9 protein-coding genes are annotated in these 14,673 nt (G+C 40.7%); 3 read left to right on the top strand and 6 right to left on the bottom strand.

The features are described 5' to 3' along the window. Positions 1 to 161 precede the first annotated feature (161 nt). The 6 genes from IMO47_RS07355 to IMO47_RS07330 form a co-directional block, all read right to left on the bottom strand. The gene (locus IMO47_RS07355; RefSeq protein ID WP_196074603.1) at positions 162 to 1,406 is read right to left on the bottom strand and encodes an NADH:flavin oxidoreductase/NADH oxidase family protein; all 1,245 of its coding nucleotides are present in this window, start codon (positions 1,404 to 1,406) and stop codon (positions 162 to 164) included. A gap of 134 nt (positions 1,407 to 1,540) precedes the next feature. Beyond that, a complete protein-coding gene (locus IMO47_RS07350; RefSeq protein ID WP_196074604.1) occupies positions 1,541 to 3,139 on the bottom strand; it encodes an ATP-binding cassette domain-containing protein in 1,599 nt (532 codons plus the stop codon). Then, complete coding sequence (locus IMO47_RS07345; protein WP_196074605.1) at positions 3,111 to 4,127, bottom strand: ABC transporter permease; 1,017 nt, start codon at positions 4,125 to 4,127, stop codon at positions 3,111 to 3,113. Before IMO47_RS07345 ends, IMO47_RS07350 begins: the two co-directional genes overlap by 29 nt. After that, on the bottom strand, positions 4,127 to 5,197 hold the full coding sequence (yejB, locus tag IMO47_RS07340) for a microcin C ABC transporter permease YejB (RefSeq protein WP_196074606.1): 1,071 nt from the start codon (positions 5,195 to 5,197) through the stop codon (positions 4,127 to 4,129). The genes IMO47_RS07345 and yejB overlap by 1 nt, the downstream gene beginning before the upstream one ends. A 114-nt stretch (positions 5,198 to 5,311) precedes the next feature. Next, the gene (locus IMO47_RS07335) at positions 5,312 to 7,150 is read right to left on the bottom strand and encodes an extracellular solute-binding protein (protein WP_196074607.1); all 1,839 of its coding nucleotides are present in this window, start codon (positions 7,148 to 7,150) and stop codon (positions 5,312 to 5,314) included. A gap of 77 nt (positions 7,151 to 7,227) precedes the next feature. Next, on the bottom strand, positions 7,228 to 10,503 hold the full coding sequence (locus IMO47_RS07330) for a LysM peptidoglycan-binding domain-containing protein (RefSeq protein WP_196074608.1): 3,276 nt from the start codon (positions 10,501 to 10,503) through the stop codon (positions 7,228 to 7,230). A 215-nt stretch (positions 10,504 to 10,718) separates the two neighbouring features. Between IMO47_RS07330 and dnaQ the strand changes: the two genes are divergently transcribed. From dnaQ to nudC, 3 genes are all read left to right on the top strand, one after another. After that, on the top strand, positions 10,719 to 12,125 hold the full coding sequence (gene dnaQ, locus IMO47_RS07325) for a DNA polymerase III subunit epsilon (RefSeq protein WP_196074609.1): 1,407 nt from the start codon (positions 10,719 to 10,721) through the stop codon (positions 12,123 to 12,125). A 127-nt stretch (positions 12,126 to 12,252) separates the two neighbouring features. Next, entirely contained in the window at positions 12,253 to 13,896 is a 1,644-nt protein-coding gene (locus tag IMO47_RS07320) for a chemotaxis protein (protein ID WP_196074610.1), read from the top strand. Then, a complete protein-coding gene (gene nudC, locus IMO47_RS07315; RefSeq protein ID WP_196074611.1) occupies positions 13,896 to 14,654 on the top strand; it encodes an NAD(+) diphosphatase in 759 nt (252 codons plus the stop codon). The genes IMO47_RS07320 and nudC overlap by 1 nt, the downstream gene beginning before the upstream one ends. Positions 14,655 to 14,673: the final 19 nt, after the last annotated feature.

Below are 14,673 nucleotides of genomic sequence, written 5' to 3'. Positions count from 1 at the left end.
TGAATTATTTGAATATTTCAATATGGCTTTTTGCGCACATTAAATAGTACTTAGGGCAGCTTTTTTAGCGCTCTCTTCAAACCTTGTCCTTTAACAAAACTGTCCAGACATTAAAAAGACCATTAAAAATGGTCTTTTTAATCATCCGTTTATAGATAACCTCACGCTGATTTGCGCGAGTTTACTCGTCCTTGAATCACAGCTTTGACATTATTTTTTGCATAATTCAAGAAAACTTTTAATGGGGAAAGCTTCGGATTCGGTTTTTTGCCTTCGCCAATTGCTTTAAATTGAGCGGCGTACCAAAGGATTTCCATAATTGCCATTTTATCAACAAATGGAATACCGGTTTTAATTTGCTCTACTGCATAGCGCACATCCCGACCAGCGATTAAATTATTACTCACATCGGGTTCTACTGCTAAAGGACGGGCAATACCAATAAACTCGCAAGCACCACTGTCCAGTGCTGCATTCATCCCTTGCGCCGTACGGAACCCCCCCGTTACCATCAAATGACATTTAACCTCTTTACGAATCTTTTCAGCAAAATCCAGGAAATATGCTTCTCGTGCAATTGTGCTCGGTTTCCGTTTGTCTGCCTTTGCTCCTGCCATCGCGGGTGCTTCATAAGTCCCCCCCGAAATTTCAATAATATCAATACCAGCTGCATCGATGGCTTTAAATACTTGTACAACCTCTTGTTCGGTAATTCCACCCCGTTGGAAATCTGCAGAATTCAACTTTACGGATACAATAAAGTTTTCCGAGGTTTTGGCACGAACTGCTTGATAAATTTCCAACAGGAAACGCATACGGTTTTCAATCGAACCACCCCACTGATCTTGGCGTTTATTGGTTAATGGGGAAAGAAATTGGCTAATTAAATACCCATGCGCGCCGTGAAGCTGTACCCCCTCAAATCCGGCTTTTTCACAAATTCGTGCAGATTCGGCAAACCGTTGAATAATATTGATGATCTCGGCTTCATCCAGCTCCCGAGGTGTTCCAAATGTGGTTGCCAGTAAAGGACTAAATGGTACGGCAGACGGCGCAACAGTTTCTTTATTTAGCCCTTTTGGACACTGACGTCCTGGATGTGACAATTGAATCAATTGCACCATGCCATGTTTTTTGCCGATATTTGCCCATTCAGTCAATTTGGCAAGATCTCTTTCGGTTTCAACAACGACAACACCCGGCTCATTTTTAGCACGGAAATCCACCATCACATTCCCTGTGATGGCACAACCCAAACCACCTTTGCCCCAAGCATCATACAATCCCAAATGCAGTTGATTTGGTTGTCCAGCATGGTTTGCCAATGCTTCACTCATTGCACCTTTAATAATACGGTTTTTGAATAGCGTGTTTTTTATTTCTAATGATTCTGCAAGATGGCTCATGGTCAGATCCCTTTATGATTAGAGTTTTTACTCTAATTTAAATTTAGCACAGTTCAAGCGTAAATCTGACAATTTAATTTGTCAATTTTGTAAATGTGACTGAACAGATTAAAACATATCGCTTCTTTGCAGGTTTAATATTGGCTCGCGGCAATCAACTTTTTTGTATAAGCATTCAAGGGCTTATCAAATAAGGCTTGCGTGTCTTGAAGTTCTATAACCTGAGCATTTTTCAGGACCAAAACTTTCTGACAAAGTGCTTTCACGACCTGCAAGTCGTGACTGATAAACAAATAACTCATTTGATAGTCAAGTTGCAATTGTCGCAATAATTTTACAATCGCTCGCTGTGTGGTTCGATCAAGTGCTGAAGTAGGCTCATCAAGAATCAGTAATTTAGGTCGCAGCACCACTGCACGCGCCAAAGCAACTCGTTGCCGTTGACCACCAGACAATTGATGCGGATACAGCTGTTTGAGTGTAATGGGTAATTCCACCTTATCCAGAATTTCATTGATCCGAATGATCATTTCAGATTCTTTTAGCTTTTGTAGTACTAAACCTTCTCGGATAATCTGATCGACAGTCATGCGAGGATTTAAGCTACTTAATGGATCCTGAAAAACAATTTGAAAATTCTGACGTAACGGTCTTAATTTTCGTTGATTCAAGCGATTGATATCTTGATTTAAGAGCACAATATTACCTGTACTTTCGATCAGTCTTGCAATAGCTAAGGCGAGAGATGTTTTACCAGAACCGCTCTCCCCCACAATGCCGATAGATTCAGCACGATCCAAGCGTAAATTTAAAGGTTCAACCGCAATAAAATAATCTTGAATACGGTTTAAAATACCTTTACGAATTGGAAATTTAACTCCAAGACGGTGCAAGGATAAAACCAAATGGCTGCCTTTCGGTGCGGGATTGGCTTCACCGAAGTCATGATCCAGTAAATACTGGGTATACGCGGCTTTAGGTTTTTGAAAAATATCTCGAACCCATCCCCTCTCTTCGACTCGTCCTTGATTCATCACAATCACTTGATTGGAATATTTACGAACCAGATTCAGATCATGACTGATCAAAATCATCGCCATTTTATGATTTAAAATCAGCAGTTGTAATAAGTTTAAGACTTGGGATTGTAAAGTGACATCCAAGGCAGTGGTCGGTTCATCCGCAATAATAATTTCAGGCTTTTGTGCCAATACAGAGGCAATTAAGACACGCTGTCTTTGCCCTCCAGACAACTCGTGTGGATAACGTTGCAGCTTATCCTCAGGATCATCCATGCCGACATCACACAATAAATCATAGACGCGCTTTCTGGCTTTCTCTTTAGGCATGCCTTCCAAAAGTAAAGTTTCACCCACAATCCGTTCAACTTTATGCAATGGATTTAAAGCCGTCATCGGTTCTTGAAAAATCATGGCAATTTTTTTACCACGAATCTTTAAATGTGTATTTTGACTGATCGATAACAAATCCTGTTGATCATATACAGCTTGTCCTGTCGCTTTTAAATCGTCAGGGAGTAATCCCAACAAGGCCAAACCGCTGATGGATTTACCAGATCCACTTTCTCCCACAATCGCAACTGTTTCACCGATATGCAAATCAAAATTCAGGTTTTCAACCAACACTTTTTGTTGTTTATTTTCAATATGTAAATGTTTGACAGACAACAACAAAGCTTCATCATTATTTTTGGCGTTTTGGATCGAATGCATCGCGTGTTGCCTCCCCAATATAAATTAATAATGATAAAACCAAAGCCAAAGTAAAAAAACCAGAGAGTGCTAGCCATGGCGCATCTAAATTATTTTTACCTTGTAACAGTAACTCCCCCAAAGAAGCTGCATCAGGAGGTAAACCATATCCCAGGAAATCCAATGCCGTAAGCGCAGTAATATTTGCAGTCAGCATAAAAGGGAGTTGTGACAGGCTTGAGCTCATGACATTGGGTAAAATATGTCTAAAAATAATCACTGAATCAGTTACACCCAAAGCCCGAGCTGCTTGAACATAATCTAAATGGCGTGCACGAAGAAACTCCGCACGAACAAGACCGACAAGCTCTGTCCAGCCAAAAATTAACATGATCAAAAATAGCCAATATACACTTGGTGTAAACAAGCTGACTAAAATAATCACCATAAATAAAGTCGGTAAGCCTCCCCAGACTTCAAGGATTCGCTGCCCGATTAAATCCACCCATCCACCGTAATAGCCCTGAATTGCACCAACTGCAATTCCCAGAAAAGCCGCAAACAGCGTCAGGGCAAAACCAAAGAGTAACGATATCCGTAATCCATAAAGAATTCGGGCTAAAACATCACGCCCTTGGTCATCTGTTCCCAACCAATTTTGCGCTGTGGGTGGCGATGGTACAGGAACGGTTAAATCTAGATTAGGCGTTTGATAGGAATAATGCAGCAGCGGCCAAATCGCCCAGCCCTTTTCATCAATCAACTGCTGAACAACAGGATCACGATAATCTGCTTCAGTTTCAAAAACTCCACCGAAAGTCGTTTCTGGATATGCTTTGAAGACAGGCATGTAATAATGCTGATCGTATTTCACAAGCACAGGCTTATCATTGGCAATAAATTCAGCTGAAATAGAAACGACAAACAATGTCATGAATAGGATAAAGCAGGCAAAGCCCCATCGATTCTGTTTAAATTTTTCTAAGCGAGCACGCATAATGGGTGACATCACTTTGCACCTCTTGATTCAAAATCGATTCGAGGATCAATCACCCGATACAACACATCGCAAATCAATCTTAAAATCAGTCCAAACAGTGTCAAAAAGAATAAACTACCAAAAATCACAGGATAATCGCGCTGCTGTACAGCTTCAAAACCCAGTAAGCCTAAACCATCTAAATTAAAAATAATCTCAATCAGCAAGTTACCTACAAAAAATACACCCACCAGTACTTCGGGTAATCCTGCGACAATCACCAATAACGCATTGCGGAATACATGTTTATAGAGCACAGTATTTTCTGTCAGACCTTTGGCCCGTGCAGCGAGAACATAGGGCTTATTTAACTCCTCCATAAAGGAGTATTTGGTTAGATAGGTTAAACTTGCAAAACCACCAAGCACCATCGCCAGCAACGGTAAAGCCATGTGCCAAAAATAATCGACTATCTTTTCAAAAAAATTCAGACTATGAAAGTGATCGGATACAAACCCTTGTAAGGGGAACCACTGGTAATAAGAACCACCAGCAAAAAAGACAATCAACAAAATTGCAAAAACAAAAGCAGGAACGGCATAACCTACCGCAAGCAGCAATGATGTCGCTCGATCAAAAATAAGACCATTCTGTCTGGCTTTTCTTATGCCTAAAGGGATAGAGATTAAGTAAATCAGTAAAGTGCTCCACAACCCCAGAGAAAGCGTTACCGGCATTTTTTCAAGAAGCAGTTGGGTCACCGGCTTGTCTTTAAAAAAACTCGTTCCAAAATCAAAAGCCAAATAGTTTTCTAACATCAACCCAAAACGTTGATACGCAGGCTGATCAAAACCATATTGTTTTTTGATTTGCGCAATCATTTCTTCACTCAGACCATGTGCTCCACGATATTCATGACGATCAATTGAAGCTGATATCCCACCATTGCTGATACGTTCTCTTTGAAAGTTCTCTGTTTGCTGAATCGCTTGCTCAACAGGTCCACCAGGTGCAATTTGAACCACAACAAAATTGATCAGTAAAACAAAGAACAATGTTGGAATGATCAGAAACAGCCTTTTGAATATATATGTGCCCATGGCAACAGGGTTCCTTATGTCCTCATGAGGATGGATAAATCAAATTAAGCATGACTCAGTTTAAGTCGCCTATGCTTTTCAGGTTATTAACACTGAAGTCGATTATTGAATGCACTATTTTTTTAAATATTGCTCTACTTTTTTAGTTTCAATGGAATCTGCCCACCAATACTCCAAACCCAGTGACAGTTTCGGTTTAATCGCCGGATAGTGATACATATTCCAATAAGCATACCAATTTTTATCGTTGCCGTAGGTCAAAATTTGATAATAACCAGCACGTAATACACGATCGAGTGCACGTGTATGCAATACCAATTGTTCACGATTTGGTGAAGCAATGATCTTCTGAATCAACTGATCGATTACAGGATTTTTAATTCCTGCATAGTTATAGTTACCCACTTCATCTGCTGCTCTAGATCCCCACATTTGAACCTGTTCAGCGCCCGGTGTCAGAGATTGCGGCATATCCATTGGCGTCATCTGAAAATCCAAACGACGCATACGCTCAGTATATTGAGGTAAATCCACTTGACGAATACTGGCCTGAATACCTAATTTTTTTAAATTGCGTATGTAGGGCAATAAGGTTCTTTGTGCTCCATCTTGATGAATCAAAAACTCAATTCGAATAGGTTTACCCTGCTGATCAAGCAATTGCCCTTGATAGAAGCGATATCCCGCTTTTAATAGAATAGAGCGCGCGATCAATAAATTTTGACGATTAAAACCACTGGCATCAGAAACAGGATATTTCCAATCTGCCAATACGCCTTGTCGTTGTAAAGCAGAAAGTTGCTTGAGATAAGGTTGCAGTATTGCGAGTTCTTGCTTGCTGGGTTTTCCCGTTGCAGCTAGTTCGCTGTTTTGAAAATGGCTTTGCAGTCGAATATTTTGCCCGTATAACAGAGCTTTATTGATCCATTCAAAATCATAAGCATAGGTCAGTGCTTGTCGGAAAAATAAATTATTAAACGGAGGCTTACGGGTATTGAATACCAAACTTTGCGTCAATGCAGGCGTTTGAATGGTAGTGGTATAAAGCTTGACCAGCCCTGCTTTGACCGCAGGAAACCGATAAGCAGTGACCCAATTACGCGCGTTTTTCTCTTGATAAAATGAATACTGTCCTGACTTAAATCCCTCAAAAGCAACTTCGGGGCTTCGATAATAAACGTACTTGATTCGATCAAAGTTGTAACGTCCCCGATTGACGGGCAAATCCTTTGCCCAATAGTTTGGGTTACGTCTATAAGTGACACTACGTCCAGAGTCAATTCGTTCAATTAAATACGGACCTGATCCCAAAATCGGTTGCAAAGTGATTTTGCTATAGTCCCTATTTTTCCAATCTGCTTTTGAATAAATCGCGATCTTTGCCAAAATATAAGGCATGTCAGGATTATGTGCAGATTTAAAAGTCATTTTTACCTGATATTTAGACAATACTTCTGTTTTTGCCAAGTCAGATAAATACATTTGAAAGCCAAGGTTGGCTTTGGTCTGAATCGTATCAAAGCTAAATTTGACATCTTCAGCGGTGACAGGTGTTCCATCACTAAAACGGGCTTGAGGATTTAGGTGAAAAATTACAAATTTGGTTCTCGCAGGGTCATAACTGACTTTTTCAGCAAGCAGTGGATATAACACACCTGGCTCATCCAGTGAGCTATCCATCAAGCTATCAAATACATAATTGATTCCTTCAGTCGAACTGCCTTTGCCATTCAAACTATTTAAATTATCAAATGTACCAATACTTGCCGTACTGATATAACCGCCTTTAGGTGCATTCTTGTTGGCATAAGGCATAACCTGAGCTTTGACATATAATGGCGAATTATGAACCGCGATATATGGTGTGGTCTGTATTGCAGCGGCAACATCCACTGCAATACTGCTCCCCAATGCCAATACCAATGTACTGACACATCTAAAACTCAGGTGCATTCCCCTACTTTCCTTGATTTAAAAAATCATTTTTGAAATTTTAATCGCTCACCAGATCCATGTCTCACCAAAATCCATTAAAGATTTGGAACTTTAATAATGCTACCAATACGTAATGAAGCATTTGGTTTCAAATCATTCATTTCAGCTAATGCACCAGTATCAATACCGAATTTACTGGCTAAACGAATTAACGAATCGCCACTTTTTACTTTGTACTCAGTGACAGTTTTAGGAATACGAATGGATTGACCACGCTGTAAACCAGCACGTGGACTTAAATCATTCAACTCGGCCAGTTCCTGTACTGATAAACCTACACGACTAGCAATAACATTTAAAGATTCACCAGCCTTAACAGCATAGCTTTCTGTGTTTTTACTCGAGGCTTTAGAGGACGGCTTTGCAGAAGCCTTTAAGTCTTCCTTTTCTTTAGAAAGCGAGGATTTACTGGGTAAATCACCCTCAATTTTGAGACGTTGTCCCACTTCAAGTGCTTGATTACGAGATAAACCATTTAAGTCACTTAAATAGCTCAACTGTAATTTGTATTTCTTGGCAATACTCGCCAGAGTTTCACCTGATTTCACAACATGAATGTCTTTGCTTGATAGTTCAGATTTTGATTCATTTCTGCCATGTGCTCTTTCTTTGGCACTGCTTTCAGGTGTTCCCGTTAATTTGAGTTTTTGTCCAACCAGCAAACCCGAAGTCGTTGTCAAACCATTAAGTTCAGCAATTTGATTAACTTGTAAATTATATTTGTTGGCAACCGCAATCAGACTATCACCAGATTGAACCGTATAGGTCTCTGGAGTAGAACTTCCAGCAGGAATTTTAATCACTTGCCCCACCAGCAAATTTCGGGATGGTGAAAGTTTATTTAACTCCGCGAGCTCAGCCAAAGACAATTTAGACTGTGCTGCGATACTCGATAAACTATCTCCACTTTGAACTTTATAATTTTCCGTTTTATAGCTTGGCTCAGATTTCAGATTTTTAAACTTGCTCTGCTCAACCACTTTCGACTCAAGCTTATTCTCTGGCTCATTAACTTCATTGAGAGGTACATTGATTTTTTGCCCAACAAACAAACTGCTGGAAATATCTAAGCCTGGGGTCAAATCGGCCAGCTCGTGTACCGATAGTGCATAACGATCAGCGATGATTTTAAGATATTCACCACGTTTAACCACATAAGATTTCGTTCTTACTTTCGCAACTGGCTTAGATGTATCAGCTCGAACCACAGTCTTGTTAATTTCTGATAATTTATCCTCAGCTGTATCTTTGAGCTTTAATTTTTGCCCTACAAATAGATTGCTGTTGGTATTCAAATTGTTATAACTTGCCAATTGTGAAACCGATAAATCAAATTGATTTGCAACGCCAGTTAAACTGTCATTCGGTTTCACCACATAAGTTGTTGGTGCTGACTCTGTGACTTTTCGTGATGTGCTAGGTGTATCAATTTGTGGTTTAGCATCATATAAATACAATGTTGCACCGACAAATAAAGTTCCATTTGGATCGACTTGGTTCCATTTGGCAATATCCCGCCAATTGACCCCATTTTTCAAGGCGATTGTTGCTAAAGTATCACCTGCCAAAACAGTATAAGTGCTACGTTTACCTTTAGGAGGTTCCACCACGACTTCAGTATCAGTTTTCTTGAAGTTTTTATCTTGATTCAGTTTCGCTTCTTCAGAGTTTGCAGGTGTGGTTTCCGCTAAACCTTTTGGATAAGCAAATCCAACCGTATTTTCTTTACCTTGCACTTCTGCGACCGATTGGCTGGTCTGAATCGCGGTCAGTTTAATTTTGCCATCATATGGATCCAGAACTTCTGTACCCTGCGGCGCAATGGCTTTAATCTCTTTAACCACTTCTTCTTTTTCTGCTTGCGTTGCTTGAGGTTCCAATACCTGTTTAACGGTTTCTTTTTCACCTTCAGCTTTTACAGCTGCAAGAATCTGAGCTTTTTCACGTGCAGAAATCGGTGGCTCAACGGCAACAGGTTTAACATTTGCAGCAGTGGTAACAGCAACTGGAATACGCGGAGCACTAGGAATATCGGCATTGGCTGCAAATTTAGCTAATGCATCAGAACCTTGTGGCGTATTTTTTAATGTCGACACCGGACTTGCCGATGTTGTCGTAGCTTTTGAACCCATTACAGGCGGTGCAGTTCGAGTCGGCGTAATAGACTGTGTCACGGTAGACGTCACACCAGCAGGTGTTAGAGTTTGAGTTGCAGTTGTAGGACTGCTATTACTTGCCCAATAACCACTGTCTGAACTTGGTTTTAATGCTCTTAACTTAGAATCGATTGTTGGGCTGAGATCAGCAGGAATCAAGATTCGCAGTGTACTTGATGGATCAACGATTTCGCCACGGTGCCCTGGATTCAGTGCATATAACTCGGCGCGACTCAAACCCGTAACTGAAGCAATTTGATTCAATTGAGCACCGGGTGGAACAGCCACTTCCCTAAAATGCGGACGATTGGCGATCGGGGGTAAGCTTACACCATACTTAGATGGATTTTTAATGATTTGTGCCACTGCCAAAAAACGCGGAACGTAGTTCATGGTTTCTTGGGGTAATCGTAATGACCAATAGTCTGTCGGTAATCCTGCTGCTTGGTTACGGTTAATTGCCTGCTGAATTCGCCCTGGACCGGCATTGTATGCCGCCAAAGCCAGTTCCCATGAACCGAATTGATTGTATAAACCCCCTAAAAACTCATATGCAGCACGAGTCGATTCAACCACGTCACGGCGTCCGTCATACAGACTGGTTTGTCTTAAACCATAAATTTTCCCCGTACTCGGAATAAATTGCCACATCCCGGCAGCGGCAGCACTACTGGTTGCAGCTGGATCGTAAGAACTTTCAATGATCGGCAACAATGCCAATTCAGTTGGCAAACCGCGACGTTCAGCTTCTTTTACAGTATGGTAAAGATAACGTGATGCACGGGCGCTTAAACGATCTATATAAGGTTGACGGGAAACGAACCAGCTTCGTTGTGCATCAATACGTGGATCCCAATGGTTTTCATCCATTTTAAAACCAACAGACATACGCTTCCAAACATCACCATGTTTTAGAATCAATAAACGATCACCTTCTACCGCACGCATATCCGTTGCTGACAGAAGATCTTCAAGTGAATCCAAACTGTTTGCGTCCAACATACCCGACGACTTTGATGTTTGAGTTTTTGACGTCGATGGGTTCGAAGAACACCCAGCAGTCAAACCCAGTGCCGCCAATGCAGATGTTAATAGTGATAGTTTAAAGAAAACAGATGCAGTAGGTTGCCACACCATTGTGGTAGGTTTAAACATAAGGGTTCCGAACAACATTTAGTAAATTATTTTATCTTTGCCATTTTAGTAGAGCTTAAGGCGCATACAAGGCAAAATTTGAATGCGAATTGCATACAAATGTTACAAGAAATTAAAAAAATCTCGGTTCATGCGTAGAAAACGCTGATTTGCGTATACAATAAATTCTTAAACCACGATGTTCAACTCTTAATTCACTTTCATTGGTTATTACTATGTCACAAACAATCACGCTTTATGTCGACGGTGCTTGTAAAGGCAATCCAGGTCCTGGTGGCTGGGGCGCTTATATCATCACTGAAACTGAAGAGCATAAATTGTGTGGTGGTGAATTAGATACCACCAATAATCGCATGGAGCTGAGTGCCGCCATCGAAGGTATTTCATTTTGTCCTGTGGATGCGAAACTGATTATTTGGACCGATTCCAACTATGTGAAGCGCGGTATTACAGAATGGATTGACGGTTGGAAAAAGAAAAACTGGAAAGATGTTAAAAATCCTGATTTATGGCAAAAACTGGATCGTGTGTGCACAGGTCGTGAAATCGAATGGAATTGGATTAAAGGTCATGCAGGACATGCCGGCAATGAAATGGCGGATCAACTGGCAAACTTAGGCACTGAACAAACACTGGCTGCTAAAAAACCAGAGATGCCTCAATCCGCCACTGAACAGATTGTAGAAAATCATGATAAAAAAAAAGATGAAAAAGACTGGTTGCTCGACGATCCTTTCGGATTTGATCTGATGGAATCCGATGAAAGTATGGCTATTGAAATGCCAACACCCAAACACACGGTGACAATATCTGACACACAAAATAATGCTGTGCACGATGAAGATCCAGTTGAACAAAGTACCCAAATGAAAGATACAAATATTCACCCACAGATTGTGATTACGCCTGCGACCATCAAGCTACATGGACCTAAACAGTTTATCCTGGATACCGAAACCACTGGTTTTTATTATCAAGACAGTGATCGAATTGTTGAAGTTGGTGCGATTGAGATGGTCAATCGTAAACTTACCGGCAGTTCGATTCACATCTATATCAATCCAGGCAAACCTGTAGGTGAATCAGAAGCCATCCACGGAATCACTGATGAATTCTTAAAAGACAAACCCAAGTATGAGGAAATTGCCGAAGTCCTGTTCGACTACTTAAAAGGCAGTGAAATCATTGCACACAATGCAAGCTTCGATATGAACTTCTTGGACATGGAGTTCAAACGCAGCGGTTTTCCTGCCCTGTCTGAAGTGTGTACAGTGACGGATACTCTAGCGATGGCGAAAAGTAAGCATCCAGGGCAAAAAAACTCATTGGATGCATTGGTTCGCCGTTACGAAATTGTCCAACGTGACCGTACTTTCCATGGCGCATTGCTCGATGCTGAAATTTTAGCCGATGTTTATCTCGCGATGACAGGCGGACAAGTATCCTTTGACATGGATGCTATTTCTGCACATACTGAACAAGCTCAGGGGAACACAGCACGGCAAAAGATTGAAATTGATGTCCCTGTTATTTACGCTTCGGATGAAGAATTAGAAGCACATGAGAACTGGGTCAAGAAATATCAAGAAAAACATGGGGAAGCCTGCATTTTTGCAAAATAAAATTTCCTATTTAGGCTTATTTTTTCTGTAAAAATCCACTTCTTCAGCTATATTAAAACTTAGAAAATTAGCCTCATTTTGAGGCTATGCAATAGAACATTTAGATACCCAGGAAAGGTGCAGATCAATGTCTTACCAAACCTCTATACATTTTGATCCGACGGCATTACTGATTATTAAAAAAGAAGTCGATAATTCAATTTTACAAGTTGAATCTGCTGTCAGCAGTTTAGTTGAAGATCAAACTTTACCCTTTGGTATAGATGATGCATTGCTGCAACTCGAACAATGCAGCCATGTACTCATGCTAATTGACATGCCTCAAGTTGCAAAAATTGCCGAACTCTCCGCACAAGTCATGCGTAAAATCATGCAGAACCCCCATGAAATCAATACTCAAGATGTCATTGCATTGAGCGAAGGGACAACGATGCTCAAACGTTATATTGAGTTTAGTTGCCTACGTGAAGTGAAAGTGCCGCAATTTTTGCATGATACGCTAAACCGCCTAGAACTTTCTCTAGGTTTGGAACTCACGCCAGAAGGTCAAGCCATCGTACCCTTACTGGATTGCGTGACTCCAAATTTTAATCTTTCACAACCCCCAGAATTGGAAAGCTCAGTCCATGTCCATAAGCTCTATAAGCTTTGCCTACACAAACTCTTAAAGCAACAGGAGACGGATTTAGATCTTCAAGGAATAAAGCTGGTTGGGAGTTACTTGGCCAATACTGCTCAAGGGCAACCGAGTGCCCAATATTGGGCGTTGATTGCTGTTGCTTTAAACCAGATTGAGCATATCACCCTCAACGATACCCGTTTAAGAACACTCATCAGTATCGAAACCAACATTTCCTTATTCCTTAACGATCTTGCAGGATTTATACCATCCTTAACAGACACTGCAAATGTATTGAGTATTTGTGTTAGTCAGGAAGATGAGGTTTCTCAACATATTCGTGAACAGATCAATCTGGGTGAGGATATTCTGACAGATACACAGCTTCAGATTTTCAGCCGTCATTTGTTCGGACCCGATTTCGATACGATTCACAGTGTCAGCCAGCTCATTACTGATGAAATGTCGCAAATCCGTAATGATATTGAGTTTAACTATCAAAATATGAGTGATGAAAAAACTCAAGAATTGAAGAGTAAACTCACAGATCTTGCACATGTATTTAAAGTGCTCAATTTAAATGAAGCCTATAGCGAATTGAAACAGCAAGCCGATCTGTTGTCTCAAGAAAACATGCTGAGAGATGAAAACTATGCGCAGCAATTGATGAATAGTATCCTCTCTGCAATGAACTCTATTGGAATTCTTGAACGCAATTACACTTCTAATCGCCTGCAATTAAAAGTCAATAATCTACATATTTCTCTTGATCGTCTTGATGAAGCTCACACAGCTTTACTGACCGAAACCAAGGCGATGGTCGATTTAAGCTCACAAACGTTGGTTCAATATTTGCAGGATCCACAGTCTACAAGTCTTGAACTATTACCTTCTCAATTATATGAAATTGGGGGAGCTTTATTGTTCCTTGCAGCCAAAGACGGTCAAAAGGCATTGGCGCAGTCTGCCGAATTTATCCAGTCTGGACTCAACAAAGAACAGATCTTCAACCAACAACAGGTGAATAAACTTCTGGATGTGCTCGCCAGTGCAGACATGATGATTGAAAATCTACAGAACAAACAACCTGTTTTGCAGACGATGTTTGATGTAGCATTGGCAAGTAGTCAAACTTTAAAATCGGTAGCCTAATGTCAGAATTATCAGTTGCTTATATCTTTCATCATCAACAACTTTTAGTGGATGAAAACTTGCAACTTCCGAAAGTAGAGAAATTGGCAAGTGATATCAGTTTTAACTCGGGTGATCAGATCATTGCCCGGGATCTTTTTATTGAAGATGAGATTCCACAGGGTTATCAATTAATTCCGATTCGGCAACTCATCTCGCAGTGGACAAAATCTGAATTTGAGCAAGCCAGTCGAGCAGTACAATTGCTTGAATGGCGCCGTAATCATAAATTCTGTAGTCACTGTGGGCATGAAACAGAAGTTCATCCAATTGAATACGCAATGGTTTGCCCTGCGTGTCGTTACCACCAATACCCTCGCGTACAGCCCTGTATTATTACGGTGATCACACGTGGTGACAATGAAATTCTATTGGCGAAGAATGCCAAGAATAAAAGTAATATATATGGCCTGATTGCAGGTTTTGTCGAAGTTGGTGAAACGCTTGAGGAAGCAGTCAAGCGTGAAACTTTGGAGGAAGTCGGCTTAAAAGTAAAGAATGTGCAATATTTGTCGAGCCAGCCTTGGCCATTTCCTAGCAATTTAATGCTTGCTTTTAAAGCTGAATATGAAGCGGGTGAGATTGTATTGCAGGAAGAAGAAATCAGTGATGCACAATTTTTTAAGTTTGACCGGTTGCCTGAAACACCGTTCACAGGCAGTATTGCACATGCCATGATTCAACATGTAATCCACAATACGCCAATGCATCAAGACTAGTTTGAGCTTTATTAAAAAT

Origin of the sequence: Acinetobacter sp. Res13-Abat-PEC15-P4-01, from assembly GCF_015676285.1 — a bacterium.
GTDB classification, from domain to species: domain Bacteria; phylum Pseudomonadota; class Gammaproteobacteria; order Pseudomonadales; family Moraxellaceae; genus Acinetobacter; species Acinetobacter nematophilus.
Note: the sequence above shows the minus strand (reverse complement) of the source record. Positions and strands in the feature narration are given on the sequence as shown.